Source organism: Candidimonas nitroreducens, assembly GCF_002209565.1.
Taxonomy (GTDB): Bacteria; Pseudomonadota; Gammaproteobacteria; order Burkholderiales; family Burkholderiaceae_B; genus Candidimonas; species Candidimonas nitroreducens.
Map to the genome: position 1 here is coordinate 628,385 of NZ_NJIH01000003.1, position 14,718 is coordinate 643,102.

At 59.9% G+C, this 14,718-nt stretch carries 14 protein-coding genes; 6 read left to right on the forward strand and 8 right to left on the reverse strand.

What is annotated here, in order from left to right:
* Nucleotides 1–40: 40 nt before the first annotated feature.
* Entirely contained in the window at nt 41–1,288 is a 1,248-nt protein-coding gene (locus tag CEY11_RS06530; protein WP_198958841.1) for a CaiB/BaiF CoA transferase family protein, read from the reverse strand.
* Nucleotides 1,289–1,723: 435 nt separating this feature from the next.
* On the opposite strand from CEY11_RS06530, the gene CEY11_RS06535 reads away from it, so the two are divergent.
* Entirely contained in the window at nt 1,724–2,665 is a 942-nt protein-coding gene (locus tag CEY11_RS06535) for a LysR family transcriptional regulator (RefSeq protein WP_158215210.1), read from the forward strand.
* A 4-nt stretch (nt 2,666–2,669) separates the two neighbouring features.
* Here CEY11_RS06535 and CEY11_RS06540 read toward each other — a convergent pair whose 3' ends face one another.
* A complete protein-coding gene (locus tag CEY11_RS06540) occupies nt 2,670–3,407 on the reverse strand; it encodes an alpha/beta hydrolase (protein WP_088602532.1) in 738 nt (245 codons plus the stop codon).
* Between the two features lie 357 nt (nt 3,408–3,764).
* Here CEY11_RS06540 and CEY11_RS06545 point away from each other — a divergent pair, with 357 nt between their 5' ends.
* Complete coding sequence (locus CEY11_RS06545; RefSeq protein WP_088602533.1) at nt 3,765–4,910, forward strand: cupin domain-containing protein; 1,146 nt, start codon at nt 3,765–3,767, stop codon at nt 4,908–4,910.
* 40 nt (nt 4,911–4,950) lie between these two features.
* The gene (locus CEY11_RS06550; protein WP_088602534.1) at nt 4,951–5,913 is read left to right on the forward strand and encodes a Bug family tripartite tricarboxylate transporter substrate binding protein; all 963 of its coding nucleotides are present in this window, start codon (nt 4,951–4,953) and stop codon (nt 5,911–5,913) included.
* A gap of 64 nt (nt 5,914–5,977) precedes the next feature.
* Here the strand turns inward: CEY11_RS06550 and CEY11_RS06555 are convergent, their stop codons facing one another.
* From CEY11_RS06555 to CEY11_RS06575, 5 genes are all read right to left on the reverse strand, one after another.
* Nucleotides 5,978–6,949 (reverse strand): Bug family tripartite tricarboxylate transporter substrate binding protein, encoded by a 972-nt coding sequence (locus CEY11_RS06555; RefSeq protein WP_158215211.1) that lies wholly within the window; start codon nt 6,947–6,949, stop codon nt 5,978–5,980.
* A gap of 14 nt (nt 6,950–6,963) precedes the next feature.
* Nucleotides 6,964–7,959, reverse strand: a complete 996-nt coding sequence (locus tag CEY11_RS06560) for a serine hydrolase domain-containing protein (RefSeq protein ID WP_088602536.1) — start codon at nt 7,957–7,959, stop codon at nt 6,964–6,966.
* Nucleotides 7,960–7,996: 37 nt separating this feature from the next.
* Complete coding sequence (locus tag CEY11_RS06565) at nt 7,997–8,857, reverse strand: isocitrate lyase/PEP mutase family protein (protein WP_088602537.1); 861 nt, start codon at nt 8,855–8,857, stop codon at nt 7,997–7,999.
* A gap of 33 nt (nt 8,858–8,890) precedes the next feature.
* The gene (locus tag CEY11_RS06570; protein ID WP_158215212.1) at nt 8,891–9,607 is read right to left on the reverse strand and encodes a Sua5/YciO/YrdC/YwlC family protein; all 717 of its coding nucleotides are present in this window, start codon (nt 9,605–9,607) and stop codon (nt 8,891–8,893) included.
* Between the two features lie 365 nt (nt 9,608–9,972).
* On the reverse strand, nt 9,973–10,773 hold the full coding sequence (locus CEY11_RS06575) for a GntR family transcriptional regulator (protein WP_088602539.1): 801 nt from the start codon (nt 10,771–10,773) through the stop codon (nt 9,973–9,975).
* Nucleotides 10,774–10,861: 88 nt separating this feature from the next.
* Between CEY11_RS06575 and leuC the strand changes: the two genes are divergently transcribed.
* The 3 genes from leuC to CEY11_RS06590 all read left to right on the forward strand — a co-directional run bounded on the left by leuC (nt 10,862) and on the right by CEY11_RS06590 (nt 13,881).
* Entirely contained in the window at nt 10,862–12,259 is a 1,398-nt protein-coding gene (gene leuC, locus CEY11_RS06580) for a 3-isopropylmalate dehydratase large subunit (RefSeq protein ID WP_088602540.1), read from the forward strand.
* On the forward strand, nt 12,256–12,888 hold the full coding sequence (gene leuD / locus CEY11_RS06585; RefSeq protein WP_088602541.1) for a 3-isopropylmalate dehydratase small subunit: 633 nt from the start codon (nt 12,256–12,258) through the stop codon (nt 12,886–12,888). The genes leuC and leuD overlap by 4 nt, the downstream gene beginning before the upstream one ends.
* 72 nt (nt 12,889–12,960) lie before the next feature.
* Nucleotides 12,961–13,881: a tripartite tricarboxylate transporter substrate binding protein gene (locus CEY11_RS06590; RefSeq protein ID WP_143322712.1), complete on the forward strand. Its 921-nt coding sequence runs from the start codon at nt 12,961–12,963 to the stop codon at nt 13,879–13,881.
* A 26-nt stretch (nt 13,882–13,907) separates the two neighbouring features.
* On the opposite strand, the gene CEY11_RS06595 is transcribed toward CEY11_RS06590, so the two are convergent.
* Nucleotides 13,908–14,663 (reverse strand): enoyl-CoA hydratase/isomerase family protein, encoded by a 756-nt coding sequence (locus CEY11_RS06595; RefSeq protein WP_088602543.1) that lies wholly within the window; start codon nt 14,661–14,663, stop codon nt 13,908–13,910.
* Nucleotides 14,664–14,718: the final 55 nt, after the last annotated feature.

Genomic DNA, 14,718 nt, shown 5'->3' on the forward strand with positions numbered 1-14,718 from the left:
CTGGGTCGCTGAATATCAGGTCTTGGATGCATAACGTCATTTACGCAGGCGCGAAGCGTTGCGGATCGCAACTTATCGCACCGCTCTCTTCCAGTTTCTCCATTTCTTGGTCAGTGAGCCCAGCCATGCTTTGCAGCACTACCCTAGTGTCTTGGCCAATCCGCCGCCCTGCCCATTTGATGTGGCCGGGCGTCAGGGACATGCGCGGCACCACGCCTGCCAAAGTCACTTCGCCCAGATCGTCGTCAGGTGTGCGGACAAGCATATCCCGTGCTTGGAAGTGTTCATCGGCGAAAATGTCTGCCATGGTAAAAATGCGGGTCGCAGGCACCTCTGCTGCATCCAGCGCTGCCTGCACTTGTGCTAGGGCATGCGTTGATGTCCATGCCCTGATCAAAGCCTCCAATTCGGCCTCATTCTGGTTGCGGGCTGCTTGGCTGGAAAATCGATCATCGGTTCCGAGGCCAGGTTGCCCCATGGCTCCGGCGAGTCGCCGGAATATCGAATCGGCAAAAGCCGCAATGTGAATGTAATTGCCGTCAGCCGTCGGGAATAGCGTGTTGGGCGCACTATCCGGCAGGCGCGATCCCGATCGCATACCTGTTTTTTGAGTTTTATCGTATGTGGGAACGTAGGATTCCATGAAACTGAAAGCCGATTCCAGCAGGCTGACATCCACGCATTGGCCTTGGCCCGTTTTTTCTCGCGTCAGTAGTGCCAGCATTGTCCCGAGTGCTGCATAGAGGCCGGCGATGTAATCGGTAAGGGGAATCGCGACTCGGGAGGGGGGGCGATCCGGGTCTCCGATCATATGCCTCAGGCCACTCATCGCCTCGCCGATGACTCCGTATCCTGGTTTTCCAGAATACGGGCCGGTTTGCCCATAGCCGCTTATGCGTGTCATCACGATATCCGGCCGGAGCACTTTCAAGTCATCGTATGACAGTCCCCATTTCTCCAAAACTCCAGGGCGAAAGTTCTCTACGACCACGTCAAACCTAGATATGAGTTTTCTGAGTACTTCGCGGCCTTCTGGAACTCGTAAGTTGAGGGAAATGATTTGCTTGTTGCGGGCAATAGTTGCGGCATATAGAGATTTCCCGTCCACGGTTTGCCCTAGGCCACGGATGGTGTCGCCGCTTTTTGCCTCGACCTTGATCACTTCTGCCCCAAAATCGGCAAGAAGGCGGGCACAGAACGGCCCTGACGCCGTTGACCCCAACTCAAGGACTCGATATCCCGAAAGAGGGCCTGCTTCTTTGAGTTTAAGGATGAGGTCGTCGTGCACCGCTGTGTCCTTGTGATATGAGAGAACACATTGTGAGAGGCATAGAGAAGACTAACAATCCACATTATTGGAATGGCATGTTCGGAAGCGCCGAACACTGTAGCCGTGCGTAATTTTCTTGTTTGCTGGGCTTGGGGGAGAACCTCCGTAAGCCCGTTCTTACTGCGCGACAGGGTAGGCGCGATGCGCGTTTTCCGAATTTGATGACTGCTTACTTAATGGCCGAAAAGGCTTGCCTGATTCAACATGATTTGCCTGGGATCGACGGATGCGCCTGTCGGTGTTTTTTGGGCCAGCCTTTGTTGCTTTTTTCTGATGGGGTTCGACAGGGGGAGGCTTATTTCCAACCGCGGTGCAGCTACGTTCAGACATAGCAGTCTATGCCCATATAATCAAAATCGCCGGAATTACCTTAGCTCATTAGCTGGCGATGCTATGAACAACACCAAGGATCTGACCGCACAGCATCTTCGATATCTCGTGGCCTTGGTGTCAGAGTGCCATGTGACCCGTGCTGCCGAGAAAATGGGTATCGGCCAGCCGGCCATGTCCGCGGCTTTGTCACGCTTGCGCGAGTTGTTCGGCGATCCGCTGCTTATCAAGACTACGTCCGGCCTGGAGCCCACGCCGCGCGCCCAGGAACTGGCGCGGCGGGCGCAGGATGCGATCGAGCTGCTGTCGGGCGCCGAGCGCATGGCCGATACTTTCGACCCCGCCACCAGCAGCGGCCATTATCAGATCATGGCGTCCGAAGGCGTGACCGCGGTGCTGCTGCCGCGGCTGATGGAGCTGGTACGCGCCACCGCCCCGAATTTGCGGTTGACGGTCGGGGTGGGCGACATCTTGCGCGCGTCCGAGTTTTTGCGGAATGGCGAGGTGGATTTGATTCTGGGGTTTGTGCAGAAGCCCGCCCAGGATCTCTATCAAGCCGCGTTGTATTCCCAGCGGCTGGTCTGCATCGCAAGCAGCGCGCATCCGGTGATCCGCGGTTCGCTGTCCTTCGAGCAGTTCATCGAAGCGACGCATGTCGTATGGGGAGCACCGCCCCTTAGCCACCCAACGCTCGAGCTCATGGTCGACGAGGCGCTCAGGCGCCGCGGCGCCTATCGAAAGGTGGCCCTGCATCTGTCGAGCATGCGGTCGTCGGCTTCGATTGTGGCCAGGACGGACTTGCTGGCCGTAGTGCCGGAACGTATCGCGATGACGACTACCGGTTCGCTGTCGTTGCAGACTTTGCCGTTGCCTTTCGAAGTTAGCAGTGTCGATGTAAGCATGTTGTGGCACGAGAGATGGCATCACGCCGCCGCGCATGCCTGGCTGCGTGCCCAATTGCGCGACGTGGGCCGTACGCTGCAGCCCGGCAGTGTCTATGACTGACCGTCTATGCCGCCTGCAGTTTCTGCACCAGGAACTCGACGGCGTCTGACAGGCGCTCGCCTTCCAGTTCTTTATGCGGGCCGGGGTAGGCGACCAGGCGCTTGTCGGCCGAGCCGATGGCGTCGAATAATGCGTGCGTGCCGGGGTGGTCGAAGGCTTCGTCATTCCATTGTTGCGTGAACCACACCGGGCAGCTGATTTGCCGCGCCTGCGCTTCCAGGTGCTCGCTGGCTGCGTAGGTGGTAGACCACAGCCCGATGGCTGCCGCCTTGATGCGTGCTTCGCTGGCCAGTAGCGGCAGGCCGTATGCCGTGCCCATGGAGACACCGATGTACCCCACGGGTAGCGCAGCCCAGTCTTCTTGCTGTTGCAGCGCGTCCAGCAGGCATACGAAGTCGGCGGCGATGTCGAAGCGCCCTTTGCCCTGGCGCCATGCGGCGCGGAAATCGTTCTTGGCACGTATCGGATCCAGCGAGCCATCGGCGCGGCGCTGGCCGTGTACCGGGCCGTCGGGCGCCGCGACGACATAGCCGCGCGGCAGCAACTGATCGACTATGGCCAGAATGGCGCCCGATTCCTTGTGGCCGCTGCCTCCGTGGCAGGCCAGAACCAGGCCGTGCGCGCGGCCTTCGGGCACCCAGGCCGTCACTGGTATCTCGTGGCCGTCTCGCTGCAGGCTGAATCTGTGTATTCCGGGCTGGGCCGGGTCAAGGTGGCTGGCAATTGGAGTGTGCTGCGGCATTTTGCTTTATTCCCGGCATTCTTCACCCGACCGTGGGCATGCGCCAGTCTGGCCTGAGCGATTGTGGCTGGCTCCGCCATTGATGGAGAGCGCCCACGAAATATAGGATCGGGGTGGATTAGAGCATTGGCGGCGGGGCGCACGCCATGCCTGTGCGTCGATGGCGTCATCGGCCCGTAGCTATGGCGGCTGGGCCCTTGCCGTATGGATAATGGGCGCTCCCTGGACTGCCGGACGCTACACGTGGCAAGGCTGGGGGGAATGCGGCCCCGCCGGACGTACCCATGAGTATGGCTGTGCCGCGGAAATTACTTGGTCACAGCTGCGGTGGGAAATGCAGTAATAAAGAAGGCATATATGGACGACAACGGAATCCGGCCCGGAACCCTGGGGCCACAACAGATGCAAGAAAGGTTTGCCCGCTTTCCCGACTACGAGGCGGGCGGTCAGGTTCCCGCGCTTGCGCATGCCAGCGCGGTACAGGCGCTTTGGGGCGGAAAGCTCACTCCCATCATGGCCGGCGCCGCCGTACAAGGGCGGTTTGCGCGGGCCAAACTGCCCGCCCCGGACAGTGCCTGCACGGGTATGCTGGACTTGCCGGCAGGCGCGCGTTCGATGGTCTATCGCAACCCCGGCGCGTTCGAGAATATTCTGTGCCTGGATGGCAGCCTGGAAATCGTCTACGGCCCAGATTTGAGCCTGTCGATGACGCTTGGCCGCTTCGATATGCTGTCGATCCCGGCGGACGTGCGTCACAGTCTGCACGCAAAAGCAGGTACAGCCGCGCGCGCGGTCATGGTGCTGAACATTGTGGAGCAGGGCGACTACGGCGCAAAGTTCGAAGCAGCTACTGTGCCCGAGGCCGTCAGCAAGGCGGCCCTACAGGCCTTGCAACTAAGCATCGAGCCGCCTTCGCACGATAGCGGCGCCGCTGCAGACCTGGCCGCGCGCGTGGCTCGCTTTGCGACTCTGGTTCCCTATAAAAGCTCGCTGAGCGCCACGGCCGGCATTCCGCCCGAAGCCACCGAGATGCTGTCGGCAGGATCGGTTTTCCCGCTCATCGTTCCCGAAGGGCACGTGGGGCGCTCGCGTACGGCGCCCATGTATGGGCCGCAAGGGCTGTATCTTTCCATCGCCAAGTGTGTCGGAGGCGATGACGGCCCGCCGCCGCATGCCCATTCCGACACGCAGGAATCGTTTTTCGTGCTGGACGGCGAATGGGAGTTCGCCACCGGCTTCGATAGAGAATGCAGTGTGCAGGCCGAGGCCTACGATGTGCTGGCCGTGCCCACGCGGGTGATGCGCGCGTTCAAGAACAAGGGAAACAAGCCGGCGCATCTGTTTGTGATTATCCAGGGGCCCAAAAAAATGAACGATACCGTATCGTTCGCCAGCCATATCGGCGATGAGGTCAAACGCCGCTTCGGGCAGGAAACCATAGAGGCTTATTCGCGCATCAAGATGACGTTCGATGCCGAAGAAAGACTTTCTGCCGATGCGTAGATAATCGCGTATACACCACCGAAAGGAGGGCAAAGCAATCATGAAGTCCCTATTCAATCTTGCCGCCGGCGTGGTGGCATGCCTGGCCGCTACTTGTGCAGCAGCCGGAACTTATCCGGACAGATCCATACGCCTGGTCGTCCCCGCCGCAGCCGGCGGCAGCACGGATCTTGGCGCCCGGGTCATTGGCGACCTGCTGGGCAAAGAACTGGGCGTGCCCGTCATCGTAGAGAACAAGGGGGGCGGAGGCGGGCGCATCGGCGCAGCCTACGTGGCTTCGGCCAAGCCCGACGGCTACACGCTGTTGTATGGAAATTCCATTACCAACGCTTTGCTGCCCGCCGCATCACGCAAGCTGAATTACGATGCCGTCAAGGACTTTGCGCCTGTTGCCCAGGTGTTCTGGTACCCGACCATCATTGCGTGCAATGTCAATGTGCCGTTCAATGATCTTGCCGGCCTGATCAAGTATGGCAAAGAACACGACGGCAGGCCCGTGGTTGCCACAGCGGGTGTGGGCAGCGGCAACCATTTCAGCGGCGCGCTGCTGGGCTCCATGGCAGGCATCAATCAGCTATTCGTGCCCTACAAGGGCAATGCGCCCGCGGTGCAAGATGTTATCGCGGGGCGTGCGGACTGTATCCATATGACGGAGCTCAAGTCGTATATTGACGCCGGGCGGCTCAAGCCCATCGCCTCGACCGGGGCACGCCGGGATCCGCGCTTTCCGAATGTTCCCACCGTAAGCGAAAGCGGTCTGAAGGGCTACGACGCCACATGGCGCCAGGCTATTTTCGCGCCGGCCGGCACGCCGCAGCCCGTCATTCAGAAGCTTACCGCGGCTATCGAGCAGGCCGTCCAATCGCCCACGCTGCCCGCGAAAATGGAAGGCTCTGGTTTCGTGCCGGAATATGAAAATCCGCAGGCATTGGCGGATCTCATGGCGAAAGACACGCAAAAGTTCCGCAAGATTTCGCAGCAAGCCCATTTGCACCTGGATTAGATGTTGCAGAATCCATGGTGTATGTTGTGCCAGGCGCGCACGGGGCGCCTGAGCGGGGGATTTTCTATTGTGGGACGATACCGGCGGCTTTGATCAGATCTTTCCAGCGCTGTTTTTCCGATTTGATGAAGTCTGCGAAAGCGCGGCCCGTGACCCCTTCCACCGCGACAGAGCCTTGGCTTTCGATCGGTGCTTTGAATTCCGGATCGCTCAGTGTCTTTTGCAGCGCGGTCTCGAGCCTGGCTACTACATTGTGCGGCGTGCCCGCAGGCACGAGCAGCCCGAACCACGCTCTCAAGCTGATGTCCGGGTAACCCAGCTCTGTGAAAGTGGGGACGTTCGGAAGCCTGCTCAGGCGGCTTTTGGCGGTCGTGGCCAGGGCTGCGATAGAACCGCTATGAACCTGAGGCGTGACGGTAACGGCATAGTCGAACATCAGATCAATAGTGCCAGACAGTAGTGCCGTCATGGCATCTGCCGCACCCTTGAAGGGCACTTGGGTCATCTTGGTCTTGGTGATTCGCTGCAGCAGCTGGCTGGTCAGGTTCATGGCGCTTCCAGGCCCTGCAGTCCCGAAATTGATCTTGCCGGGATGTTCGCGGGTGTAGTCCAGTAACTGCTTGAGACTCCGGAAGCCGTGACTCTTCCCGACAACCAGCACGAGCGGGCTCTCCGAGAATACCCCGACAGGCTCGAAAGATCGCTCGGGCGAGTACGGCAGATTTTTATATAGCCAAGGGTTGGTTGCCAGCGTGCCGGAGGCGCCGAGCAGCAATGTATACCCGTCTGGTTTTGCATGGGCGACGAACTGGGTGCCTACGACCCCAGAGGCGCCTGCCTTGTTCTGGACGACGACGGAGACCCCGAGATTCTTCGTAAGGTGTTTGGCTAGCGTACGCGCCGCAAGGTCGGTCGCTCCCCCGGCGGGGAATGGAACCACGAAGTTGATTGGCCGTACTGGATACTGCTCGTCGGCGCGAGCCGCCCCGAACAGCATCAATGGGACAAGAAGGGAAAGCAGCAAGATTTTGCGCATGGGTTCCTCGATTGCTAGGTTGTGAGTGCGTGGCGGATCAGTGTTACGAGTTCTTCGTAGTCGTCTTCTGTGACGTATTGAGCCGCTTCGGGTGCGACGCATTGCAGTACGATGACGACCCGAATATCGGGAAGGACGCCGATGAAATGGCCGCGTGCTCCGAAGGCGGTAAAAGCAGCCGGCCGGCCACTCGACGCTTCCACCCACCACATGCAGCCATAGTGGGAAAACATGCCGGTGAGGCCGGTCTTGGAGATGGGCCGCGTGGTTTGTTCTACCCAATCGGAAGGGATGATGCTGCTGCATTCGAACAGGCCGTGATCCAGATAGAGCTGGCCGAAAGTCGCCTGGTCGTCGGCGGACAGTGAGAACTGGTAATACGGCGCGCGGGGCGTGGCGCCGAGGTAGTCGCGCCGATACAAGTATCTGCCGTGGGAAAACGGGTCGAAATGTCTCATGCGCGTCGGCCGGGCGATCAGGCGCTCGAACGCCAGGAAGACGCTCTTGCCGGTCAATTGTTCGAATAGAAGGCCGGCAACGTTGAAGTCCCAATTGTTATAGAACCACTTCGCTCCCGGCTGGAATTTCCCTCGGGCCGGGCGGGGTTCGTGCAGCCAGTGATGGTGTTGCGGCCGGCTGCGCAGCGAAGGATAGTCGGGCTGTGCGGGTTGGGGCGGGGCGGGTAGAAAGATCCCGGAACGGGAGCAGAGCAGATCCCAGAGCCTGGCTGTCTTCTCGTGCCCGGTCAGGCCGGGCGCCTCGTCGAAATCGGCGTCGCCAAGGGTTATGTTGACGTCGATGTCGCCATTCCGGACGGCGATTCCGTACAGGGCTCCGAGCAGCGATTTCCGTACTGAATTGACCGGTACCGGTCGATCGCATGGGCCGATCCGCAGCAAAAGCTGGCCCTGGTGACGCAACACCAGGGCAATGGATTCACCGCGCGACTCCATCCAGCGTTCGATACGGCGCAGGCTCTTCGCGGTGCCGCCGCTGCCGATTACACCCATGTCTGCCTCTTTCCCCGATTCCTCTGGTAGCGGAGCTTCAGTCCCGATCCGCGGAACGGCGCAGTGCGTTCCACTCGTCGGCACCAAAGCGTTGAAAGCCTTTCAGTACAGAATCTTGCCCGGCCGCCGCCTTCGGTAGCCGGGTATGAGCCAGATCTGCAAGTACCCGATCGAATGTCGCGATGGCGGATCGGAGCAATATGCCTGGCAGGATTGCCAGGCGGTATCCCATGGCTTGAACCTCATCGAGGCTTATCACGGGCGTCTTGCCGCCTGGAACGATGTTGAGCATGCACGGCCCCTGCACGCGTCGGGGTATGGCGGCCATCTCGTCGATATTCGCAGGCGCTTCCACGAATGCCATGTCGGCGCCGGCAGCGATGGCGTCATTGGCCCGCCCAATGGCTTCGTCGAGCCCATGCGTGGCACGCGAGTCGGTTCGCGCGATCACTAAAAAGTCAGGATCCCGCCGGGCCTGAACCGCCGCCCGGATTTTTGACAAGAATTCCTCGCGCGAGACAATTTCCTTCCCATCCAGGTGTCCGCAGCGCTTGGGCGACACTTGATCTTCGATGTGCAGGCCGGCGACACCTCTGGCCTCGTATTCGCGAACAGTTCGGGTGACATTCAGTTCGTTTCCATAGCCGGTATCCGCGTCGGCTATCAGCGGAATCGACACCGAGCGCGCGATCACACCGGCGTTTTCCGCCATTTCGGTCATCGTGACCAGGCCGAAATCGGGAAAGCCTCGAGCGGCTGACGTCCCCGAGCCGGTCATGTAGACGGCCTCGAACCCGGATTGTTCGATGGTGCGTGCAGAGATGGCGTCGTAAGCGCCGGGAGCAACCAGCAGTTCCCGGCGCTGGAGCAATTGCCTGAGTCCGGCCGGATTGTTCATTTCCCGATTTCGGTCATGGAGGTTCATCGTTGCTCAGCCTGCTTTGGCCCGATACGGATCAGCCGGAAGCTGTATGTCGAAGCGATCGCGCAGTACGGCGGCGATTTGGTCGTAGCAGATGCCGAATCGAACGACTTTGAAGTCGCGAAAGTCGATCTGCGTGCTGGACAGGCTGCGCGTCTGGATGTGCTTCGAGGGCCCGTAGTCGATGATCAAGTCAGCGGCGGCCAGAACCTCGGGTTCGATGTCTTCGACCCGGTATTTGGTGCCCTTGAGCGACGCGTTGGCCGATGACCCGATGATGGGGAACTGGTGTTCCCAGCTGAGCTTTGCAATCTCGTCGCGAAGCTTGCCGGCGTTCATGAGAAAGTTGACAGTTCCGTCGCGCGTGGCCATGCCGCGCAGGAACGGCGTGAGCTTGCCGATGAATGGGTCTTCCGGCGCGAAAGGCGCGATGACCGATAGCGGCAGGTCATACTCCTGCACAATGATTCGGATCATTTCCTTTTTTTCTTCTGGCAGGACATGCACCTTACGGTGTATTTCATAGCTGCCGCTCACGCCGCTGGCGCGGTCGTAGCTTCGATTCTTCGCCGCGTAGACCTTGCGCAGCGCATCGTCCGTAGCGCACAGAACGGCGTACGAAACGTCGTAGTGGAGGATGACCACGCCGCCGGATTGAAGGCACTCGAATGCCTTTTGCCCGTCCTTCTTGATGGTTGCGTCGTCGGGTATTTGTTTCAGGGCCATGAAGTATTCCTTTCTGTGTATTGAGTGGCTTCGAGGTGACTGCCGGAGGGCTGCTTGAGTCGTACGCGGTCTTTTCAAGATGCGGCGCAATCGGCCAGCGTAGCTCATGTTTCGCTAATCATAATAACATTATACTGTTAGGTCAATGTTTGTTTTGAACCATGATGGGCCTTTGCGGCAGCGGCATGTCTGGTCGTGGGTGCGGCCTCTGGCATTACTCCCGCGTTCGGCATCCCGCCGTTCCGTTGCCGTTTGTTCACACTGCCGGTGTTCTTGTCTATGGCCGGGAAAAGCGTGTGGGCGTGCGGGTGCGACGGGCCCGGCCAAAGGGGCCTGGCCTCGAACACACTTCATGAGGGCGGGCTTCAGGCGATTGAGCGGTCGTGCACGATCCGGCTGGAAATGCTTTGCTGCATTTCCGACGATGGCAAATTCAGCAATACGCGGCTGCGTTCTGGATTGGCATGAATGGTCAGGTGCTCCACCGGCCGCTCTTGTCGATCGTAGACGAGCCGGGTTACCCGCAGGAGCGGGGCTCCGACCTCGGCCTGAAGCAGCTTGGAGAACTGCGGATTGGCCGACACCGCCGTGATTTCTTCGATGACGCGTCCGAACTCAACGCCTTGGTCGATAAGGATTTGATACAGCGGCTTGCGCTTGAGGCGCGCGAGGGTCACGGTCTTGCCTAGGGCAATAGGCACCCAAGCTTCCGTCACCATGAGCGGAACTTCTTGTACGTGGCGTAGCCGCGCAGCGTAGATCGCCTGTTCCCCGCTGTGCATCTGCATCTGCAATGCCACGGCGCCGGGGGGGATCGCCGTCTTTATGTCCAGGACATGAACCTGGGTCTCGCGGCCCCTTTCCTTGATTGCTTCAAGAAAGTTGGTCGCGTGGAATGGGTGCGCGTCCGGAAGCTTGGTGCTGACGAAGGTGCCCCTACCCTGTTGCCTTTCGACGAGCCCCTGTTGCTTCAGATCCGACAGCGCTCGGCGCACCGTGATTTTCGACACGCCAAAGTAACCGCACAGCTCATCCTCGTTCGGCAGGAGCGCGCCCGGCGCATACACGCCGAGCATGATCTGCTCGCGCAAGACCAGGTACAGCTGCCGGTGCAGAGCGGTGCCTGGTGTCTTGACGAGTTTTTCTTGCTGGAAGGTTTCGTTCATGGGGATGCATTGTAATCTGCCAATCGAAACATTATAATATTATTCTGTTATGATCTTTAATCATGCTGATCACTGCCGTCAAAGTCCTATGAAAACTGCTTCCCCTCTTACTTTGTTCGACAAGGTCTGGCAGCGCCATGTGATTCTCGAAAGAGATGGCGCCACCCTCCTGCACGTCGGGCGCCACCTGGTTCATGACGGCTCCCGCAACGCCTTCCAGCAGCTCTATGATCACGGATTGAACTTGCGCAGGCCAGATCGCACGTTCGCCACTCCCGATCACTACGTCCCCACGGAAACCCGAATCCTGAGCGACGTAGCGGCCGAGAAGCAAGAGATGGTGTTGGCATTGAACCGCAACGCCAGGCAATTCAATTTCCCCATCTTTCCTCTTGGGGACGAAAGACAAGGCATCGTGCACGTCGTAGGGCCGGAACAGGGTATTACCTTGCCCGGTCTCGTAATTGTCTGCGGCGACAGCCATACCGCAACGCACGGCGCGTTTGGAGCGCTAGCATTCGGCGTCGGAACCTCCGAGGTCGCTCATGTGCTGGCGACGCAAGCGCTCTGGCAGATCAAGCCGAAATCGTTTCGCATCGATGTCGCTGGAACTTTGCCCCGGTTCGTGACGGCGAAAGATCTGATCCTGCACATCATTTGCCACATCGGGGCCAATGGAGCGGGCGGCCATGTCCTCGAGTATGCCGGCAGTGCCATACGAGGCCTGAGCATGGAAGGGCGAATGACCTTGTGCAATATGTCGATCGAGGCCGGAGCCCGCGCAGGAATGATCGCGCCCGACGATTTGACGTTCGCGTATTTGCGCGGGCGGCGCTATGCGCCCTCCGACGACTTCGACGAGGCGGTGCAAGACTGGCGTACCTTGCATACCGACGCCGATGCCGTGTTCGACCGGGAGGTGCGTCTGGATGCTTCGGCCGTCGTACCTATGCTGACCTGGGGAACCAGTCCGCAAGATGCTGCGGCCGCGGCCGGCAGCGTGCCGGATCCCGACAGTTTCAGTGACCCCGTGCGCCGGGCGGCGGCCCGCGATTCGCTCGCATACATGGGCCTGAGCCCGAGACAAGCCCTGGAGACGGTGGCTATAGACAGGGTATTCATCGGGTCGTGCACGAACGCCCGCATAGAGGATCTACGTGCGGCCGCGGGCGTATTGCAGGGCAGGCGGGTGCGTGTGCCCACGATGGTTGTTCCCGGGTCAACGCAGGTAAAAAGACAGGCCGAGCAAGAGGGCGTCGCAAGGATTCTGACCGAGGCCGGGGTGCAGTGGCGCGAGTCTGCATGTTCTATGTGCTCCGGCACCAACGGAGATGTTGCACAGCCCGGCCAGCGCGTCGTTTCGACAACCAATCGCAACTTTGTGGGACGGCAAGGCAAGAACGTGCGCACCCATCTTGCCAGCCCGGAGACCGCTGCGGCCTGCGCGGTAGCCGGCCGACTCATCGATCCCCGGGAATTGCCATGAAACCATTCAACATCGTCCGCTCCAGAGTCGTCCCGCTGGATATCAGCAACTGCGACACCGACCAGATCGTTCCGGGCCGGTTCCTGTCGAGAACGCGTTCGGCCGGTTTCTCGGAGCAGCTATTTCATGACCTGCGATACGAGAGCGGACGGAAGCGGCCCGAGTTTCCTATGAATCGGCCCGAGTTTTCGGGGGCTGAACTGATCGTGGCCGGAGCGAATTTCGCTTGTGGCTCTTCTCGAGAGAGTGCCGTCTGGGCTTTGGTCGATTCGGGAATCCGCGCCGTCCTGGCGCCCAGCTTCGGGGATATCTTCTTCGGTAATGCCTTCAAGAATGGCTTGCTCCCTGTCCAGCTGCCAGCCGTAGAGGTTGAACGCATCATGCACGCGGCGCAGGCGCATCCGGAGCAGGAACTCGAAATCGATCTTCCGAACCAGGACATACGGTGCGGCGATGGTTCCACGCTTCGTTTCGACATCGATGCCTTGCGCAAGCAGATGTTGCGTCAAGGTGTGGACGAGATCACTTTCACTTTGACACACGAATGCGAGTTGGCGGCCTTCGAGCGTGGCTATGACGCACGCCAGCCTTGGCTTGCCGCGGCGACACGAGCCGTTGCTGCCCGTTGACCAGCGAATTTCTTATTAATAACGACGGAGGAGTAAACCGTGCTAACGAAGCGACGATCCTTGTTGGCTGCCATGGCCAGCCTGCCGCTAGCCGCACAGGCTGCGGCGAATAATAGCTGGCAACCGCGGCGGCCCATCGAGATGCTTATCAGCTACCCCGCGGGCGGAGGCGCTGATACGATCGGCCGCGCACTGGCCGCGCAGGTGGGCCGGCAGGCAGGATGGAAAATCATACCGATGAATAAGCCCGGCGCAGGAGGGCTTGTTTTCCTGCGCGACTTGAGCGAGGCGAAGCCCGACGGAAGCCGCATCGGGATCTGCCTGAGTTCCCAGCTTACGTTTCCACCCGGCGGATCCAAGAGTCTGGCCGTCAATATCGACGATTATGTGCTGCTGGGCTCTGTCGCCACTAGTTATATGACCATTCTTTCGAAAGGCGGCGGCCCTCTTGCATCGATCGATGCAATCAAGTCGTATGCGAAGAAAAACGGGTCGGTGTCGATCGCCGTGAGCCCGACTTTCTCTTGGCTGAGCCATGCCCTGAGCGACGCCCTGGGCGTAACCGTGATCGGCGTCGTCTACAAAGGCGCGAGCGAATATCTGCCTGCGCTGCTCGGCGGGCATGTGGATCTGGTGGTATGGGCCGGCGGAACCCAGCAGCTCGAGGCGGCGGGAACCGTTGTTGTCGTCGCGACCCTGGCGTCGCAAAGGATTCCGGGCGACCCCTCGATACCGACCCTCAAGGAAAACGGTATACCCATAGAGGTGGAAGCGGATTTCATCGTGCTCGCCCCAAAGGCTATGGATACAGGCATTACAGAAACATTCACGGGTGTCATAGCGAAGGCGGCCCAAAGCCCGGCTTTCCAAAGCCGCATGGAGGCCTTGCTTGGCCGCCCGGCGCGCTACGTCGCGCCGCAGCAGCTGTTTCCCCATCTGAAGGCGCAGCAGCAAGTCGCGCTCGAATATGAATCCCGCTATGCGAAGCACTGAATCTCAGCGAGGCGCCTTCCCGTACTTTATTTATCCTGGAAATTCGGCTGCCGCTTCTCTCTGAGCGCGGCGACCCCTTCCTGGAAGTCTTCGCTGTTGCTCATGACGTCCAGTTCGCGCATTGGTATGGCGCTTTGTTCTACTGCGCTTCTGGGCAGTACGTCGCTGACGAAGCGCTTGAACATGCGCATGACAATAGGAGAGTTCTTGGTCATGCGCCTCGCCATCTCTTGTGCGACCGACAGGTGCTGGCCCACAGGAACTATCCGGTTGACGAAGCCTACGTCATAGGCGCGCTCGACGCTGATCTCTTCGCCCAGAAGCATGAGCTCCATGGCGATCTTGTGCGGGATGCGCCCGGCGATGGAAGCAATCATCCCGCCTCCGAAACCTACTTTGGATTCGGGGAACATAAAGCGGGTTCCTTCGGCCGCGACACAAAGATCGGCCGTTTGAACCAGCGTAATGGCGCCTCCGATGACCCAGCCGCTTACCGCCGCGATAATCGGCTTGTCGACAGGTATCACCGCGCCGGGGGTGAATCGCCTGTAGTCCGGCGGCTCGGTCATGTTGCGGTCGCGCCCCGCCGAAAAGGCCCGCTCGCCGGCGCCGGTAAGCACGGCCACGCGGTCTTCCTTGCTGGCGTTGAAGCGCCGCCACGCATGCGCCAGCCTGTCTTCGACCGCGGTATCGATGGAATTCATTTGCTTGGGCCGATTTATGGTGATGGTGGCTACGCCATCGCGGGACTCGTAGATCACAACGTCGTTTTCATCAAGCATTTCTCTCTCTCTTGGTAAGATGCGCAAGTTCGGTGCATTCGCGGCGGTTGGTAAT

Bases quoted from the DNA above. Each gene is read 5' to 3' on its own strand.
- CEY11_RS06555 (WP_158215211.1), bottom strand. From the start codon at position 6,949: ATGCGCAAAATCTTGCTGCTTTCCCTTCTTGTCCCATTGATGCTGTTC.
- CEY11_RS06575 (WP_088602539.1), bottom strand. From the start codon at position 10,773: ATGAACGAAACCTTCCAGCAAGAAAAACTCGTCAAGACACCAGGCACC.
- CEY11_RS06550 (WP_088602534.1), top strand. From the start codon at position 4,951: ATGAAGTCCCTATTCAATCTTGCCGCCGGCGTGGTGGCATGCCTGGCC.
- CEY11_RS06545 (WP_088602533.1), top strand. From the start codon at position 3,765: ATGGACGACAACGGAATCCGGCCCGGAACCCTGGGGCCACAACAGATG.
- CEY11_RS06570 (WP_158215212.1), bottom strand. From the start codon at position 9,607: ATGGCCCTGAAACAAATACCCGACGACGCAACCATCAAGAAGGACGGG.
- CEY11_RS06590 (WP_143322712.1), top strand. From the start codon at position 12,961: ATGGCCAGCCTGCCGCTAGCCGCACAGGCTGCGGCGAATAATAGCTGG.
- leuD (WP_088602541.1), top strand. From the start codon at position 12,256: ATGAAACCATTCAACATCGTCCGCTCCAGAGTCGTCCCGCTGGATATC.
- CEY11_RS06595 (WP_088602543.1), bottom strand. From the start codon at position 14,663: ATGCTTGATGAAAACGACGTTGTGATCTACGAGTCCCGCGATGGCGTA.
- CEY11_RS06540 (WP_088602532.1), bottom strand. From the start codon at position 3,407: ATGCCGCAGCACACTCCAATTGCCAGCCACCTTGACCCGGCCCAGCCC.
- leuC (WP_088602540.1), top strand. From the start codon at position 10,862: ATGAAAACTGCTTCCCCTCTTACTTTGTTCGACAAGGTCTGGCAGCGC.
- CEY11_RS06560 (WP_088602536.1), bottom strand. From the start codon at position 7,959: ATGGGTGTAATCGGCAGCGGCGGCACCGCGAAGAGCCTGCGCCGTATC.
- CEY11_RS06535 (WP_158215210.1), top strand. From the start codon at position 1,724: ATGAACAACACCAAGGATCTGACCGCACAGCATCTTCGATATCTCGTG.
- CEY11_RS06565 (WP_088602537.1), bottom strand. From the start codon at position 8,857: ATGAACAATCCGGCCGGACTCAGGCAATTGCTCCAGCGCCGGGAACTG.